We start from the raw sequence: 13,914 nt of genomic DNA, 5'->3' as shown, positions 1-13,914 counted from the left end.
AAACGGGCGGTTGGCTCGATAGGGATAACAATGGCTGATGTAGCAAGCGCTGATGCCCTGCTGACGAGTCTGATGCAGGAGCATGGGGATGCGTGATGAGGTAAGGGCCGACGCCCTGCTGGCGAGCCTCGAACAGGAGCACAAGGGCAAGCTGAAGGTGTTTCTCGGCGCAGCTCCCGGCGTGGGCAAGACCTACGCCATGCTGCAGGCAGTGCGGGAGCAGGCCAAAGAGGGGGTAGACATCCTGATCGGCGTGGTGGAGACCCACGGCAGGCAGGAGACGCTGGCTCTGCTCGACAAGCTCGCCATCATGCCGCGCAAGATCCACATGCACCGCCAGCAGCGACTGGAGGAGATGGATCTCGACGGCCTGCTCGCCCGCAAACCGGCCATCGCCGTGGTGGACGAACTGGCACACAGCAACGCCCCCGGCAGCCGCCACGAGAAGCGTTGGCAGGATGTAGAGGAGCTGCTCAACGCCGGGATCGACGTCTACACCACCCTCAACGTGCAGCATCTGGAGAGTCTCAACGATCTGGTGTGGCAGCTGACCGGGGTCAGGGTGAAAGAGACCCTGCCCGATCAGGTGCTGCTGGAAGCCGACAGTCTGGTGCTGATCGACCTGCCCCCCAAGGAGCTGCTCGGCCGCCTCAAGGAGGGCAAGGTCTATGTGCCCCATCAGGCCAAGGCTGCCCTGCAATCCTTCTTCTCCCTCAACAACCTCACCGCATTGCGGGAGCTGGCGATGCAGACCGCCGCCAGCCATGTGGAGGGCGATCTGCAACTGCAGTGGCAGGCTGCAGGCAAGAGCACCTTGCCGCTACGGGGCAAGCTGATGGTTTGCCTCGGCGATCTGCACGGCTCGGCGCTGGTGCGCTACGGCCACCGCTTTGCCCAGCGCCGCCAGCTTCCTTGGCTGGTAGTGCATGTCGACAGCAATGGCCGCCGCTCTGCTGATGTGGAACAAGCACTGGCGCTCGCCTCTCACCTCGGTGCCAAGGTGCTTACCCTCTCCAGTCCGGCGGTCGCCAACACCCTGCTGGAGACCGCCGAACAGCAGCAGGTCTCCCAGCTGCTGCTCGGCAAACCTCACAAGGCGCCGTGGCGCCGCTCGCTAGTGCAACACCTGCTCAAACAGGCGCAGGGGCTCGAAATCACGCTGGTCGATACCGAGAAGCAGAAGCCCGAAGTGGGAATGCGCGTCCCGACCCCGAAGGATATACACCACAGCATGCTGGCAGTGGTGATCATGGGGATCACCTCGGCCGCCGCTTGGGGGCTCTCCTACTGGCTGCCACCAGCAGCGTTGCCGCTCATCTTCGTGCTGGGGGTACTGGCGACCGCCCTCACCACCAGTCTGGTGCCCGCCACGCTGGCAGCGGTGCTGGGCTTTATCGCCCACAATCTGCTCTTCACCGCCCCCTACTTCTCCCTGAGCGTCGCCAACCACAGCGATCTGCTCACCCTGTTTGTGCTGCTTATCGTCGGCATGACGGCGGGACGGCTCGCCTCCCGCCAGCGCCAGCAGCTGATCGGTCTGCGCGAGACCCAGCAGCTGGGCAATGCCCTGCTCTCCCTCAGTCAGGGGCTGGCCACCGCCAGCAGCCCGGAGGAGGTTTTGAGACAAGGTGCCCAGGCCATTTCGCTGGCGCTCGGCCAGCCAACCGTGGTGATCGACAAGGAGTTCAACGATCGGCTCGGCAACGAGAAGCACAGGCCCGGCCAGACCGACAAGGCGGCCATCGACTGGTGTCTGGCCCAGAAGCAGAGCGCCGGGGCCCACACCGCCACCCTCAATGCCGCCGAGGCCCAGTATTACCATCTCAGCGATGACCTGGTGATCGGTATAACGCTGGCCAATCCGCTCTCCTCCTCTGCCGAGCATCAGCTGCAGGCGCTGCTCACCGACATTCGCGCCGCACTGGCGCGGATCGACCTCAACGAGCGGCTGGCCGACAGCCAGTTGCAGGCTGAGACCGACCGGATGCGCGCAGCCTTGCTCTCCTCGGTCTCCCACGATTTGAAGACCCCCTTGGCGACCATCATGGGGGCTGGCAGCACCCTGCTGGAATATGGTGACCGGATCCCCGCCGAAGACCGTGACGAACTGCTCCACTCGGTACAGGACGAGGCACGCCGCCTCCACAGCTATGTGCAGAATCTGCTGGATATGACCCGCATCGGCTCCCCCGACTTCCAGCTGAAACGAGACTGGGTCGATCTGGCGGATCTGGTGGAGAGCGCCCGCAAGCGGCTCGACTCCTCCTGGCGCCAGCACAAGCTGCTGGTCCATTTCGATCAGCATGTGCCCCAGCTCTATGTCCATGGCGCCCTGATCGAGCAGGTGCTGGTCAACATCCTCGACAACGCCTCCCGCTACTCGCCAGCTGGCACCCCCATCGAGTTCAAGGTGATGGTGGCCGAACCCGACCTTATCATCGACATCATCGATATCGGGGTCGGTATCGCCGAGTCGGATCGGGAGAAGATCTTCAACCTCTTTTACACCCAGCCGGTGGGTGATTGCGGCAGCCGTGGCACCGGGCTTGGCCTCGCCATTTCCCGCGCTATGATAGAGGCCCACGGCGGCAAGATTTGGGCCTTCTCCGGCCCCAATGGCAACGGAACCTGCATGCGCATCTCCCTGCCGCTCGCCCTCAATTCACCGGAGGTCTGATGGTTGACCGCCAGATCGGGTCACTCAGCCCCTCCCACCATTCGCCTCTGGAGGTTCGATGGCGCACATTCTGGTCATAGATGATGAAGCGGCGATCCGTCGCTTTCTGCGGATCAGCCTGATTGCCGAGGGGCATCAGGTGAGTGAGGCGGTGGGGGTCAATGAAGGGCTGGAGCAGTATCGCCACCTCAACCCCGATCTGGTGATCCTCGATCTCGGTCTGCCGGATGGCGATGGCATTCAGGTGTTGCAGGCCATTCGCGAACACCACCCCAATCCTGTGCTGGTGTTGTCGGCCCGCGATTCGGAGCAGGAGAAGGTGCGGCTGCTGGATGCCGGCGCCAACGACTACATGAGCAAGCCGTTCGGCATCGGCGAGATGATGGCCCGCATTCGCGTGCTCTTGCGCCAGCGGGCTGGTGTCAGCAGTGGCGAACGGCGCCACTTCCCCCAATGCGGCCTGACGCTCGATATCAGCAGCCACAAGGTAACCATGAAAGACGAGGAGATCCCTCTCTCCCGCAAGGAGTTCGCCCTGTTGCAGGCGCTGGTGTGCCACCCCGGCAAGCTGGTGATGCAGACCCAGCTACTCAACGACATCTGGGGGCCGAGCCACAAGGAGGACACCCACTACCTGCGCATCGTCATCGCCAGCCTGCGCAAAAAGCTGGGGGATAACCCCCAGCAACCGACGCTTATCGAGACCGAATCCGGTATCGGCTACCGCTTTATCGGCAACTGACGTTTCACGTGGAACGACGCCCGCTGCAAATCAGCGCCAGCAGACCGCAGCCACTCAGCAACAGGCCGAGATCCTGCAATCCGGCCGCCACCGCCAACCCCAGACTGAGCAGCAGGTAGTAGCCAAGCCCGAACAGGGCGCCAGCGCTGCCCGCTACTTCGCGATAGGCCAGCAGCGCCTGACTCAGCACATTGGGGATAGCCAGCCCGAAGGCCACCACCACACCCATCATGGGCAACAGGAACCAGAGGCTGGACTGACTCGCCCAGACCAGCAGCCCGGCGACCAGCGCCAGAGCGCAAGCCAGTCTGACCAGAGAGGACGGCAGCCACCCCCTCCCCAGCAGATGCTTGTTGAGCAGGCTGCCAACCAGGGTCGCCAGCGCCAGCAAGATCCCCGAATAACCAAACTCGCCAGTGCTCAATCCCAATCCGGCAAACAGGAACGGCGCCAGACTGTAGTAACCAAACAGCATGGTGTTGAACAGGGCGACCAGCATGGCACTGCGCCAGAGCCCGCCATCCTTCATCATCCGGCACGCCAGCGGCCAGAGTGCGATTTGCCGGATGGTGGCCGGACGGGTTTCCGGCAGTTGCCAACAGGTAACCAGCAGCAAACCTACTGCCAGTACCAGCAGACCGCTGAACACCCCGAGATAGCCGAACCCGCTCGCCAGCTGACCGCCACTGAGCAGCCCCAGCACCGGACTGAGTGAGAGCGCAATGCCCATCACCGAGAAGACCCGCGCCAGATCGCTGCCCTGATAGCTGTCACGCAGCATGGTCTGGGTCACCACGGAACCCACTGCAGCGCCAAAGGCCGAGATGATCCGGGCCTGCAGCAGGGTCTCAAACTGATTAGCCAGCAGCGCCAGCAAGGTGCCGACGCCATAGGTAAGCAGACCTGCCAACATGGCGGGGCGCCGTCCGATCAGATCGCAGAGCCTTCCCCAGCAGACCACGCCCACCGCAAACGCCAGAAAATAGACCGACAGGGTCTGGGATGCCTGCCCTTCGCTCACCTGAAACTGGGTAGCGATGTGGGTCAGGACCGGGCTGTAGATGGTCTCCACAATTTGGGGAAACATCATCAATCCCACCACAAGCCAGAGCGGTGGCAACTTGTTGTTCATGACAAACCTCCTTCACAAGAGGTCGCCATTCTAGAGAGATGCCGTCTGTCTGATTACAATAAGAAGGACTATAAACATCAAAAATCAGACATATGGCCTTTATTCTTCCCGATCACCCTTTTGACCCCGACCAGCTGACCGGCAGCGTGATCGGCATTGCCTCCGCCCTCGGCTGGCACGACTCGGGCCTACATCAACATCAGCGCCATCAGCTGCTGTTCGCCCAATCCGGCTGCATGACCATGGAGCTGGAAGGTCGGGTCTGCCTGCTGCCGCCTACCCGCGCCGCCTGGCTGCCTGCAGGCACCGCACACCGGATCTTGATGCGCGGTGTGGTGGCCTACCGCTCCCTCTACTTCCAGCCGCACCCCGAGTTGCCCGGCACGGTCGAAGTGCTGGCGGTCAATCCGCTGCTGCACGAACTGATCGAGCGGATGGCGCTCTGGCCGTGGGACAAACCGCAAGAGCAGCAGCTACGGACGGTGGCACTGTTTATGGAGGAGTTGGGGCAGGCGCCGCGGGAGTCGTGGCAGTTACCGCTGCCGACGGATCCCAGACTGGGCGACTGGCTACAGCAGTTGAAACGGGGGGATGCCCTGCCCGATCGGCTCAACCGGCTGGCCGAGCGGGTGGGTGCCAGTGACAAGACCATTGGCCGCATCTTCATTCGGGAGACCGGCATGAGCTATCAGGCGTGGCGTCAGCAGTGGCGGCTGTTGCGGGCCATGGAGCTGCTGGCAGAAAGCGAGTCCATCAGCAGGATTGCCGCAGCGCTGGAGTTCTCCAGCGACAGCGCCTTTATCAGCTTCTTCAAACAACATACGGGACAGACCCCCCTGCGCTACCTCAGCTCTCGGGGTGAGTCGCCACAGCCTGGCTCGCCTCCACCACCAGGGTATCCAGCGCCAGCGGCTTGAGATTGTGCAGCGCATCCTGCACCACGGCATGGGATGCCTGTTGCAACTCGCTCTGCACATCCTGCTCCAGCTGGGCACTCTCCAGCTCGGGCCGCGGGTTTTCGTTGGCCATCACGTTCAGGCTCAGGGCACTCACAATCAGGGTAGCGATCAGGCTTTTCATCTGGTTTGCTCCGGTATGGTTGAGATGACCAGATAGCTATTCCAATAGTTGTGCCAATCCTCACGCAATTCATAACATAATGATTTTGTTTAAATTAACTATATCTCGATACCAAATTGAGTCGCAAAATGCATTCCGCTCGGTCATTTTTAAACCAACAGTTGGTGCTTTTAACCACGCTTGATTTTTGCACCATGTTCCACGTGGAACGTCCCATCTTTTTGATCGACACCCGCTTTTAAACTGAGCTATGGTGCTACATCCCCGTAACTCAAATCTGGATCTGTCACTGAATGGAATTTTCCTTGTTCGGCGAGAAGTTCACTCGCCACGCCGGTATTACCCAACTCATGGATGACCTCAATCAGGGGCTGACCAATCCGGACGCCATCATGCTGGGTGGCGGCAATCCGGCCCCCATCCCCGCCATGCTGGAACGCTTTCAAGCCGAGGCCAAGAGCCTGCTCGACAACGGCGAGCTGGTCAAAGCGATGGCCAACTACGACGGCCCACAGGGCAAAGACAGGTTCACCAAAGCGCTGGCCGCCCTGCTCAGCAAGGAGCTGGGATGGGATATCTCGGCCCGCAATATCGCCCTGACCAACGGCAGTCAGAATGCCTTCTTCTACCTGTTCAACCTGCTGGCCGGTGAATTTGCCGATGGCCGCAAGAAGAAGGTGCTGTTCCCGCTCGCCCCCGAATACATCGGCTATGCCGACTCGGCGCTGACCGACGACTACTTCGTGGCCTACAAACCCACCATCGAGAAGCTGCCCGATGGCCAGTTCAAATACCACGTGGATTTCGAGAGTCTTCAGGTAGGTGACGATATCGGGGTGATCTGCGTCTCCCGTCCCACCAATCCCACTGGCAACGTGCTGACCGACGAAGAGATCGAACACCTCGATCAGATCGCCCGCGACAAGGGGATTCCGCTGCTGATCGACAACGCCTACGGCGTCCCCTTCCCGGGCATCATCTTCAGCGAAGCCAAGCCGTTCTGGAACGCCAACACCATCCTCTGCATGAGCCTCTCCAAACTCGGCCTGCCAGGCACCCGCTGCGGCATCGTCATCGCCGACGAGAAGATCATCCAGGCCATCACCAACCTGAGCGGCATCATCAATCTGGCGCCGGGCAGTCTGGGGCCCGCCATCACCATCCCGATGATCGAGAGCGGCGAGATCATCGCCCTCAGCGAACAGGTGGTGAAGCCCTTCTATCAGCAGAAAGCGGAGCTGGCGGTGCAGCTGCTGCGCGAAGCGATCCCCGACCCGCGCTTCCATATCCACAAGCCGGAAGGCGCCCTCTTCCTCTGGCTCTGGTTCGAGGGTTTACCGATCCACTGTCAGGAGCTCTATGAGCGACTGAAGGCGAAGAACCTGCTGATCGTGCCGGGTCACTACTTCTTCCCCGGCATCGACGACCCAGAGTGGCGCCACAGCCAGGAGTGCATCCGCCTCAACTACTCCCAAAGCGAGGAGCTGGTTCGCCGCGGCATCGCCATTCTGGCCGATGAAATAAACGCCCTCTACGCCGGCTAAGTCAGTCCGGCCAGCCAAAAACAGAAAGGCCTGCATCTGCAGGCCTTTATTGTTTATCGCGATCCGGTTTGCTTAGCCGGGCAGCGCCAGCTGCTCGGGTTTGCCGATGGGGATGGTGCGGGGCTTGAGCGCCTCCGGCAGTTCGCGCGCCAGATCGATGGTCAACAGACCATGCTCCAGCTTGGCGCCCTGCACTTCCACGTGCTGGCTCAGCTTGAAGGCGAGCTCGAAGTCGCGCTCGGCAATCCCCTGATGGAGGAACTGACGCTCACCGGCCGCAGCCCCTTTGCACCCCTTCACCTTGAGGGTGCCGTTTTCGGTCTCCAGCTCCAGCTCTTCGCGCTCGAAGCCAGCCACGGCGACCGTGATGCGATAGCCATCCTGATCGCGCTTTTCAATGTTGTACGGAGGGTAAGCGGCGGTCTTCTGCTCGAACAGACCTTCCAGCTCGCGGGCCATCCGCTCGAAGCCGACGGCGTTGGAATAGAGATGAGAAAAATCGAGGTTACGCATAATCCTATCCTTCTAATAAGCAACAGGTTCAACTCTCCACAGGCCCGTCATCGGCACCCGGGAAATTTTATAATTTCAGTGAATTCAGGCTATCAGCCGTTGATCTCTATCTTGCGCGGCTTCATCGCCTCGGGCACTTCACGCACCAGTTCGATGTGCAGCAAGCCGTTTTTCAGGTCGGCCCCTTTCACCCGCACATAATCGGCCAACTGGAAGCGACGCTCGAAACCACGTTCGGCAATCCCCTGATAGAGATAGTTGCGCCCGGTGTCGGCCTGCTTGTTGCCCTTCACAGTCAGCAGATTTTCCTGAAAGCTCAGCTCCAGCTCTTCCTGGGTAAAGCCCGCCACCGCCATGCTGATGCGGTAGTCGTTGTCACCCAACTGCTCGATGTTGTAGGGGGGATAACCGGCATTGCCATTGCTGGCCGCAGATTCGATGAGATTGGCCAGACGATCGAAACCGATGGCAGAACGATAGAGCGGAGAAAAGTCGATAGAACGCATAGTATTACCCTCTTATGAGCGATAACGGATTGTTTGCCCTCCTTATGGACGGGCGCCTGGTCGAAACCTCTGTCGAGCGTTCCGGCCTTGTTACCTATATAGGGGCTCACTTTTTGCTTTCAAGGGGATTTTTTCAAATTTTTTAAATGGCCGCGCCGGTCTGTAGAACATCAACCTGTTGGCCCGATAGTGATGATAATCGACCCGTGGGCCACTGATGGCAATGCGCTCCGCACCCCATAATTGGTTGCATATACACCAGCCAACATGGAGCCACCCCATGAAGATTACCCAGGTTCGCAACGCCACCTTGCTGCTCGACTATGCCGGCACCCGCTTTCTGATCGACCCCATGCTCTCGGCCAAGGGAGCCTTCCCCGGCTTTGAGGGCACCGCCAACAGCCAGCTGCGCAATCCGCTGGTCGAGCTGCCGCTACCGATCGATGAGCTGGTCGATGTGGACGCCGTTATCGTCACCCACGACCATCCCGACCACTGGGATGATGCCGCCAGAGCCAAGATCCCCAAGCATCTGCCGCTCTTGGTACAACATCAGAAAGATGCCGATGCCATTCGTGCCAGTGGCTTTGAGGATGTGCGCCTGCTGAGCGACCAGCCCGAGTTTGCCGGCATTCGCCTGCAGCAGACCGGTGGCCAACACGGCAGCGACCAGTTGATGGCGGTACTGGGCGAGCGCATGGGAGAGGTATGCGGCGTGGTCTTCACCCACCCCGATGAGCAGTGCCTCTATCTGGCCGGTGATACCATCTGGCATCCCACGGTCGAGCAAGCCCTGCAACAGCATCAGCCTGAGGTCATCATCCTCAACTGTGGCGATGCACAGGTGCCCGGACTCGGTTCCATCATCATGGGCAAGGAGGATGTCGCCGCCGTTTATCAGGCCGCACCGCAAGCCACGCTGATCGCCAGCCATATGGAGGCGGTCAACCACGCCGTGCTGTCACGCCTAGAGCTGCGCGACTATCTGTCGGAACGGGGCATGATGGATCGGGTACGGGTGCCGCAAGATGGCGAGGCGATATCGCTGTGACCCGCAGGAGGGCCATGCCAGAGATGGCCCTTCGGCTTTCACTACCGAACGATTATGATGAGTGGTCTGAGCGCAGAGAGGAGCCAACACCATGACCACCCCGATCGTTGCCGTGGTGACCTTCGATCACTTCAGCCCTTTTCACTGCGCCGTCCCCTGCCTCATCTTCGGTGATATCCTGCCGGGCCAGCCGCTGTTCGAGCTCAAGATCTGCTGCGGTGATGGCAACCCTCATTCACACTCGGCGCAAGGATTCACCATTCAGGCTCCTCATGGGCTGGAGGTGCTGGCCGAGGCGGAGATCATCGTCATCCCCTTCTGGCACGACCCGGCAGCACGGCCACCAGCAGCGCTGCTCGATGCCCTGATTGCCGCCAGAGCCAGAGGTGCCCGGCTGGTCGGGCTCTGCCTCGGTACCTATGTGCTCGCCTACGCCGGGCTGCTCAATGGTCGCAAGGCATCGACCCACTGGGAGTACGAGCAAGATTTCTGCCACCGCTTTCCCTGCGTGCAGCTCGATACCAACGCCCTCTATGTGGATGACGAAGGGCTTGTCACCTCGGCAGGCACTGCCGCCGGGCTGGACTGCTGCCTCTATCTGGTACGCCAGTACCACGGCTCGGCCATCGCCAACAAGGTGGCACGGCGGCTGGTGATCCCGCCCCACCGGGAAGGGGGTCAGGCCCAGTTTATCGAGCAGCCGGTGCCCGCCTCCACGCGCGATGTCCGGATGAACCAGTTGCTCGATCACCTGCGTGCCCATCTGGCCGAGCCTCACACCCTGGATTCTCTGGCGGCCCACACCCTGATGAGCCGCCGCACCTTTACCCGCCGTTTTCATCAGGCTACCGGCCTCTCGGTGGGTGAATGGCTGCTGGCGGAGCGGCTCAGGCGCAGTCAGGAGCTGCTGGAGGTAAGCGGCCATTCAATCGATCGCATTGCCGAGCTGGTTGGCTTCAAGAGTGCCACCTCTTTGCGCAACCACTTCCGCGGCCGCTTTGCCATCTCCCCCAGCGAGTGGCGACGATCTTTTCGTGGCCAAAACCCCTGATACCAAAGCACGATGTTTCACGTGGAACGTGCAACTTCTTTCGCCCAAAAACAAAAAGCCGCTCACAGGGAGCGGCTTTTTTTATATCGAGCTGACAGCGTCGATTAGACGTCGAGGTTGGCTACGCGCAGGGCATTGGTCTCGATAAAGTCACGACGGGGCTCAACGGCATCACCCATCAGGGTGGAGAAGAGCTGGTCAGCACCGACGGCGTCGTCGATGGTGACGCGCAGCATGCGACGAGCTTCCGGATCCATGGTGGTTTCCCAAAGCTGGTCAGGGTTCATCTCACCCAGCCCTTTATAGCGCTGGATGTAGATGCCGCGTTTGCCTTCACCCATCAGCCACTCGACGGCTTCGACGAAGTTGGCAACCGGTTTGACCTTCTCGCCACGCTTGATGAAACCACCTTCCTCGATCAGGTTGGCGATCTCCTTGCCCAGCGAGACCAGTTGACGGTACTCACCGGACTGCAGGAAGTCGTAGCTGAGCGGATATTCGCGGTCGACACCGTGCTGACGTACCACGGCGTGCGGCACGTACAGGCTGCGCTCTTCATCACGACGAACCTGGATCTGGTACTGGATACCGTGGTTGCTCTCGTTGAGCACGGCTTCCATACCCTGACACCAGGCCAGCAGATCGCTCTCGCTGTTCAGCAGCGCTTCGTTCAGCTCCGGCTGATAGATCAGCTGGGTCAGCACGGCTTCGGGCGCACGACGAGACATGCGGGTGATCAGGTGAGTCACCGAGCGATGCTGGTTGACCAGACGCTCCAGCGCCTCGCCACCGATGGCCGGAGCAGACTCGTTGACGTGCAGGGTAGCACCGTCCAGCGCCATGGCGGTCTGGTACTGCAGCAGCGCGTCTTCGTCTTTCAGATACTGCTCCTGCTTGCCCTTCTTCACCTTGTAGAGCGGCGGCTGGGCAATGTAGACATAGCCACGTTCGATGATTTCCGGCATCTGACGATAGAAGAAGGTCAGCAGCAGGGTTCGGATGTGCGCACCATCGACGTCCGCATCGGTCATGATGATGATGTTGTGATAACGCAGCTTGTCCGGGTTGTACTCGTCGCGACCGATACCGCAACCCAGTGCAGTGATCAGGGTGCCCACCTCTTGCGAGGAGATCATCTTGTCGAAACGGGCCTTCTCAACGTTCAGGATTTTACCCTTGAGCGGCAGGATGGCCTGGTTCTTACGGTTGCGACCCTGCTTGGCGGAACCGCCAGCAGAGTCCCCTTCCACTATGTAGAGTTCGGAGAGAGCCGGGTCTTTTTCCTGACAGTCAGCCAGCTTGCCGGGCAGACCGGCGATATCCAGCGCGCCTTTGCGGCGGGTCAGTTCGCGGGCTTTGCGGGCCGCTTCACGGGCACGGGCCGCATCGATGATCTTGTTGACCACGATCTTGGCATCGCCCGGGTTTTCCAGCAGGAAGTCCGCCAGCTTCTCACCCATCGCCTGCTCAACTGCGGTCTTCACTTCGGAAGAGACCAGCTTGTCCTTGGTCTGGGAGGAGAACTTGGGATCCGGCACCTTGACGGAGATAACGGCAATCAGACCTTCACGCACGTCGTCGCCACTGGCGGCAGACTTGGCCTTCTTGCTGTAATCCTCTTTGTCCATATAGGAGTTCAGAGTACGGGTCAGCGCGGTACGGAAGCCAACGAGGTGAGTACCACCATCCCGCTGCGGGATGTTGTTGGTGAAGCAGTAGACCCCTTCCTGATAGGCGTCATTCCACTGCATCGCCACTTCAACGCCGATACCATCCTGCTCGGTGGTGAAATGGAACACCTTCGGGTGGATCGGGGTCTTGTTCTGGTTCAGGTATTCAACAAACGCCTTGATGCCACCCTCGTAGCAGAAATGCGCCTCACGGCCGTCACGCTCATCCATCAGACGGATGGAAACACCGGAGTTGAGGAAGGAGAGCTCGCGCAGGCGCTTGGCCAGAATCTCGTAGTGGAACAGGGTGTCGCTGAAGATGGTCGGGCTTGGCCAGAAGCGAACTTCTGTACCGGTGCCGGTGCTGTCGCCAATCTGCTTGAGCGGAGCTTGCGGCTCACCCAGATGATAGGTCTGTTCGTAGACGTGGCCGTTACGACGAATGGTCAGCAACAGCTTGTCAGAGAGGGCGTTAACGACGGAGACGCCGACGCCGTGCAGACCACCGGAAACCTTGTAGGAGTTGTCATCGAACTTACCGCCAGCGTGCAGCACGGTCATGATGACTTCGGCAGCGGAGCGGCCCTCTTCCGGGTGAATATCGACCGGAATACCACGGCCGTTATCACGCACGGAGACGGAGCCATCGGAATGGATCTTGACCTGAATATCGGAGCAGTAGCCAGCGAGCGCCTCGTCAATGGAGTTATCGACGACCTCGAACACCATGTGGTGCAGACCCGAGCCATCATCCGTATCGCCGATATACATCCCCGGGCGCTTGCGGACCGCATCCAGGCCCTTCAGCACCTTGATATTCGAGGAGTCGTAAGTATTTTCACTCATAGCTTACTCTCTGCCTTCTCTAACGTTTCGGAGATTTTACCCTGTTCCACGTGGAACAACTTGCAGTCATTCGCATCCATCATGTCTGCGAGCTGACCGGTGTCGATGGCGGTGATAAACACCTGGGACGCACACTGCTTCAGCCTTGCGGCCAGCAAGCGGCGCTTGTCGACATCCAGTTCAGAGGCAAAATCGTCAATTAAAAAAATACAGCCACGGCTGCTATGTTGATTCAAATAGAGCCCTTGGGCCAGTCGCATGGCGCAGACCAGCAACTTCAGCTGACCCCGGGACAAAATATCCTGAGCGGGCACCCCGTTCGCCTTGAGGCGCACATCGGCTTTTTGTGGACCGACACCGGTATAGCCCAGCGCCCGATCCCGCTCAAACCCCGCCTCCAGCAGATCGCCGAGGGGAGTATCTTTCTCCCAGCCCCGGTAAAAGCCGAGACTGATATCGAATTCCGGCAGAAAATCCGCCGTCATTTCCTTGATCAGGGGCGTAATGGCCTGACAATAACTGGCGCGAAACTCGGCCAGCTCACCACCCAGCCGCACCAACTCCTGATCCCAGAACGCCAGCTGGCGGTACTGGGTGCTCTGGCGCAGCAGCGCATTGCGCTGTTTCAGCAGCCGCCGCACTCGTCCCCAGAGGGCAAAGAAGGTTGGCTCCTGATGGAAAACGCCCCAATCGAGCCAGGCGCGGCGAGCCTGAGGCCCGCCCGTCAGCAGGTTGAAGCCATCGGGATGGATCAACTGCACCGGCAACAGCTCCGCCAAATCGGCAAGCCGCTGGGCCTGTGCCCCGGCAATCTTGAGCTGGGTCTCGCCACTCTTGTCTTTGGCAAGACCGATAGGTACCTGACGCCCCTCCAGCTCGCACTGGGCAAACAGGGTAAACGCCCTCTCCCCCTGGCGGATGACCCGCCCGGTCAAATGAGTGCGAAAGGAGCGCCCCAGACCAAGGTAGTGAATGGCTTCCAGCACGCTGGTCTTGCCGCTGCCATTGCACCCGACCAGAATGTTGAGGCCGGGCGACAGCTTGAGACTGGCTTGCTGGATATTGCGAAAGTCGCTGAGCTGGAGTTTGACCAGGGACACGA

At 60.3% G+C, this 13,914-nt stretch carries 12 protein-coding genes; 6 read left to right on the top strand and 6 right to left on the bottom strand.

Features of this window, described 5'->3' with window-relative positions:
* Positions 1-88 precede the first annotated feature (88 nt).
* Positions 89-2,677 (top strand): ATP-binding protein, encoded by a 2,589-nt coding sequence (locus G5229_RS17505; RefSeq protein ID WP_421209818.1) that lies wholly within the window; start codon positions 89-91, stop codon positions 2,675-2,677.
* Positions 2,678-2,735: 58 nt separating this feature from the next.
* A complete protein-coding gene (locus tag G5229_RS17500; RefSeq protein ID WP_033138525.1) occupies positions 2,736-3,419 on the top strand; it encodes a response regulator in 684 nt (227 codons plus the stop codon).
* Between the two features lie 4 nt (positions 3,420-3,423).
* On the opposite strand, the gene G5229_RS17495 is transcribed toward G5229_RS17500, so the two are convergent.
* The gene (locus G5229_RS17495; RefSeq protein WP_421209815.1) at positions 3,424-4,551 is read right to left on the bottom strand and encodes a multidrug effflux MFS transporter; all 1,128 of its coding nucleotides are present in this window, start codon (positions 4,549-4,551) and stop codon (positions 3,424-3,426) included.
* 92 nt (positions 4,552-4,643) lie between these two features.
* Between G5229_RS17495 and G5229_RS17490 the strand changes: the two genes are divergently transcribed.
* Positions 4,644-5,468 (top strand): AraC family transcriptional regulator, encoded by an 825-nt coding sequence (locus G5229_RS17490; RefSeq protein WP_216949911.1) that lies wholly within the window; start codon positions 4,644-4,646, stop codon positions 5,466-5,468.
* Here the strand turns inward: G5229_RS17490 and G5229_RS17485 are convergent.
* On the bottom strand, positions 5,398-5,631 hold the full coding sequence (locus G5229_RS17485) for a hypothetical protein (protein WP_005342304.1): 234 nt from the start codon (positions 5,629-5,631) through the stop codon (positions 5,398-5,400). The genes G5229_RS17490 and G5229_RS17485 overlap by 71 nt on opposite strands.
* 293 nt (positions 5,632-5,924) lie before the next feature.
* On the opposite strand from G5229_RS17485, the gene G5229_RS17480 reads away from it, so the two are divergent.
* Positions 5,925-7,175, top strand: coding sequence for a valine--pyruvate transaminase (locus G5229_RS17480; RefSeq protein WP_216949910.1), 1,251 nt, complete (start codon positions 5,925-5,927; stop codon positions 7,173-7,175).
* 72 nt (positions 7,176-7,247) lie between these two features.
* On the opposite strand, the gene G5229_RS17475 is transcribed toward G5229_RS17480, so the two are convergent.
* Together G5229_RS17475 and G5229_RS17470 are read right to left on the bottom strand one after the other, a co-directional pair.
* Positions 7,248-7,688 (bottom strand): Hsp20 family protein, encoded by a 441-nt coding sequence (locus G5229_RS17475; RefSeq protein WP_216949909.1) that lies wholly within the window; start codon positions 7,686-7,688, stop codon positions 7,248-7,250.
* Positions 7,689-7,780: 92 nt separating this feature from the next.
* Positions 7,781-8,194 (bottom strand): Hsp20 family protein, encoded by a 414-nt coding sequence (locus G5229_RS17470; RefSeq protein WP_005339298.1) that lies wholly within the window; start codon positions 8,192-8,194, stop codon positions 7,781-7,783.
* 280 nt (positions 8,195-8,474) lie between these two features.
* On the opposite strand from G5229_RS17470, the gene G5229_RS17465 reads away from it, so the two are divergent.
* Positions 8,475-9,245 carry an MBL fold metallo-hydrolase gene (locus G5229_RS17465; protein WP_421209811.1) on the top strand — a complete coding sequence of 257 codons (771 nt, stop codon included), beginning with the start codon at positions 8,475-8,477 and terminating at the stop codon, positions 9,243-9,245.
* A gap of 91 nt (positions 9,246-9,336) precedes the next feature.
* On the top strand, positions 9,337-10,296 hold the full coding sequence (locus G5229_RS17460; RefSeq protein WP_337073438.1) for a helix-turn-helix domain-containing protein: 960 nt from the start codon (positions 9,337-9,339) through the stop codon (positions 10,294-10,296).
* 104 nt (positions 10,297-10,400) lie between these two features.
* On the opposite strand, the gene gyrB is transcribed toward G5229_RS17460, so the two are convergent.
* A complete protein-coding gene (gene gyrB, locus G5229_RS17455; protein ID WP_076494165.1) occupies positions 10,401-12,812 on the bottom strand; it encodes a DNA topoisomerase (ATP-hydrolyzing) subunit B in 2,412 nt (803 codons plus the stop codon).
* Positions 12,809-13,912: a DNA replication/repair protein RecF gene (recF, locus tag G5229_RS17450; protein WP_005339305.1), complete on the bottom strand. Its 1,104-nt coding sequence runs from the start codon at positions 13,910-13,912 to the stop codon at positions 12,809-12,811. The genes gyrB and recF overlap by 4 nt, the downstream gene beginning before the upstream one ends.
* Positions 13,913-13,914: the final 2 nt, after the last annotated feature.

It is taken from the genome of Aeromonas sp. 602396 (genome assembly GCF_049173735.1).
GTDB classification, from domain to species: Bacteria; Pseudomonadota; Gammaproteobacteria; order Enterobacterales; family Aeromonadaceae; genus Aeromonas; species Aeromonas veronii_A.
The sequence above is the reverse complement of the archived record's forward strand: the minus strand, read 5'-3'. Positions and strand labels throughout refer to the sequence as shown.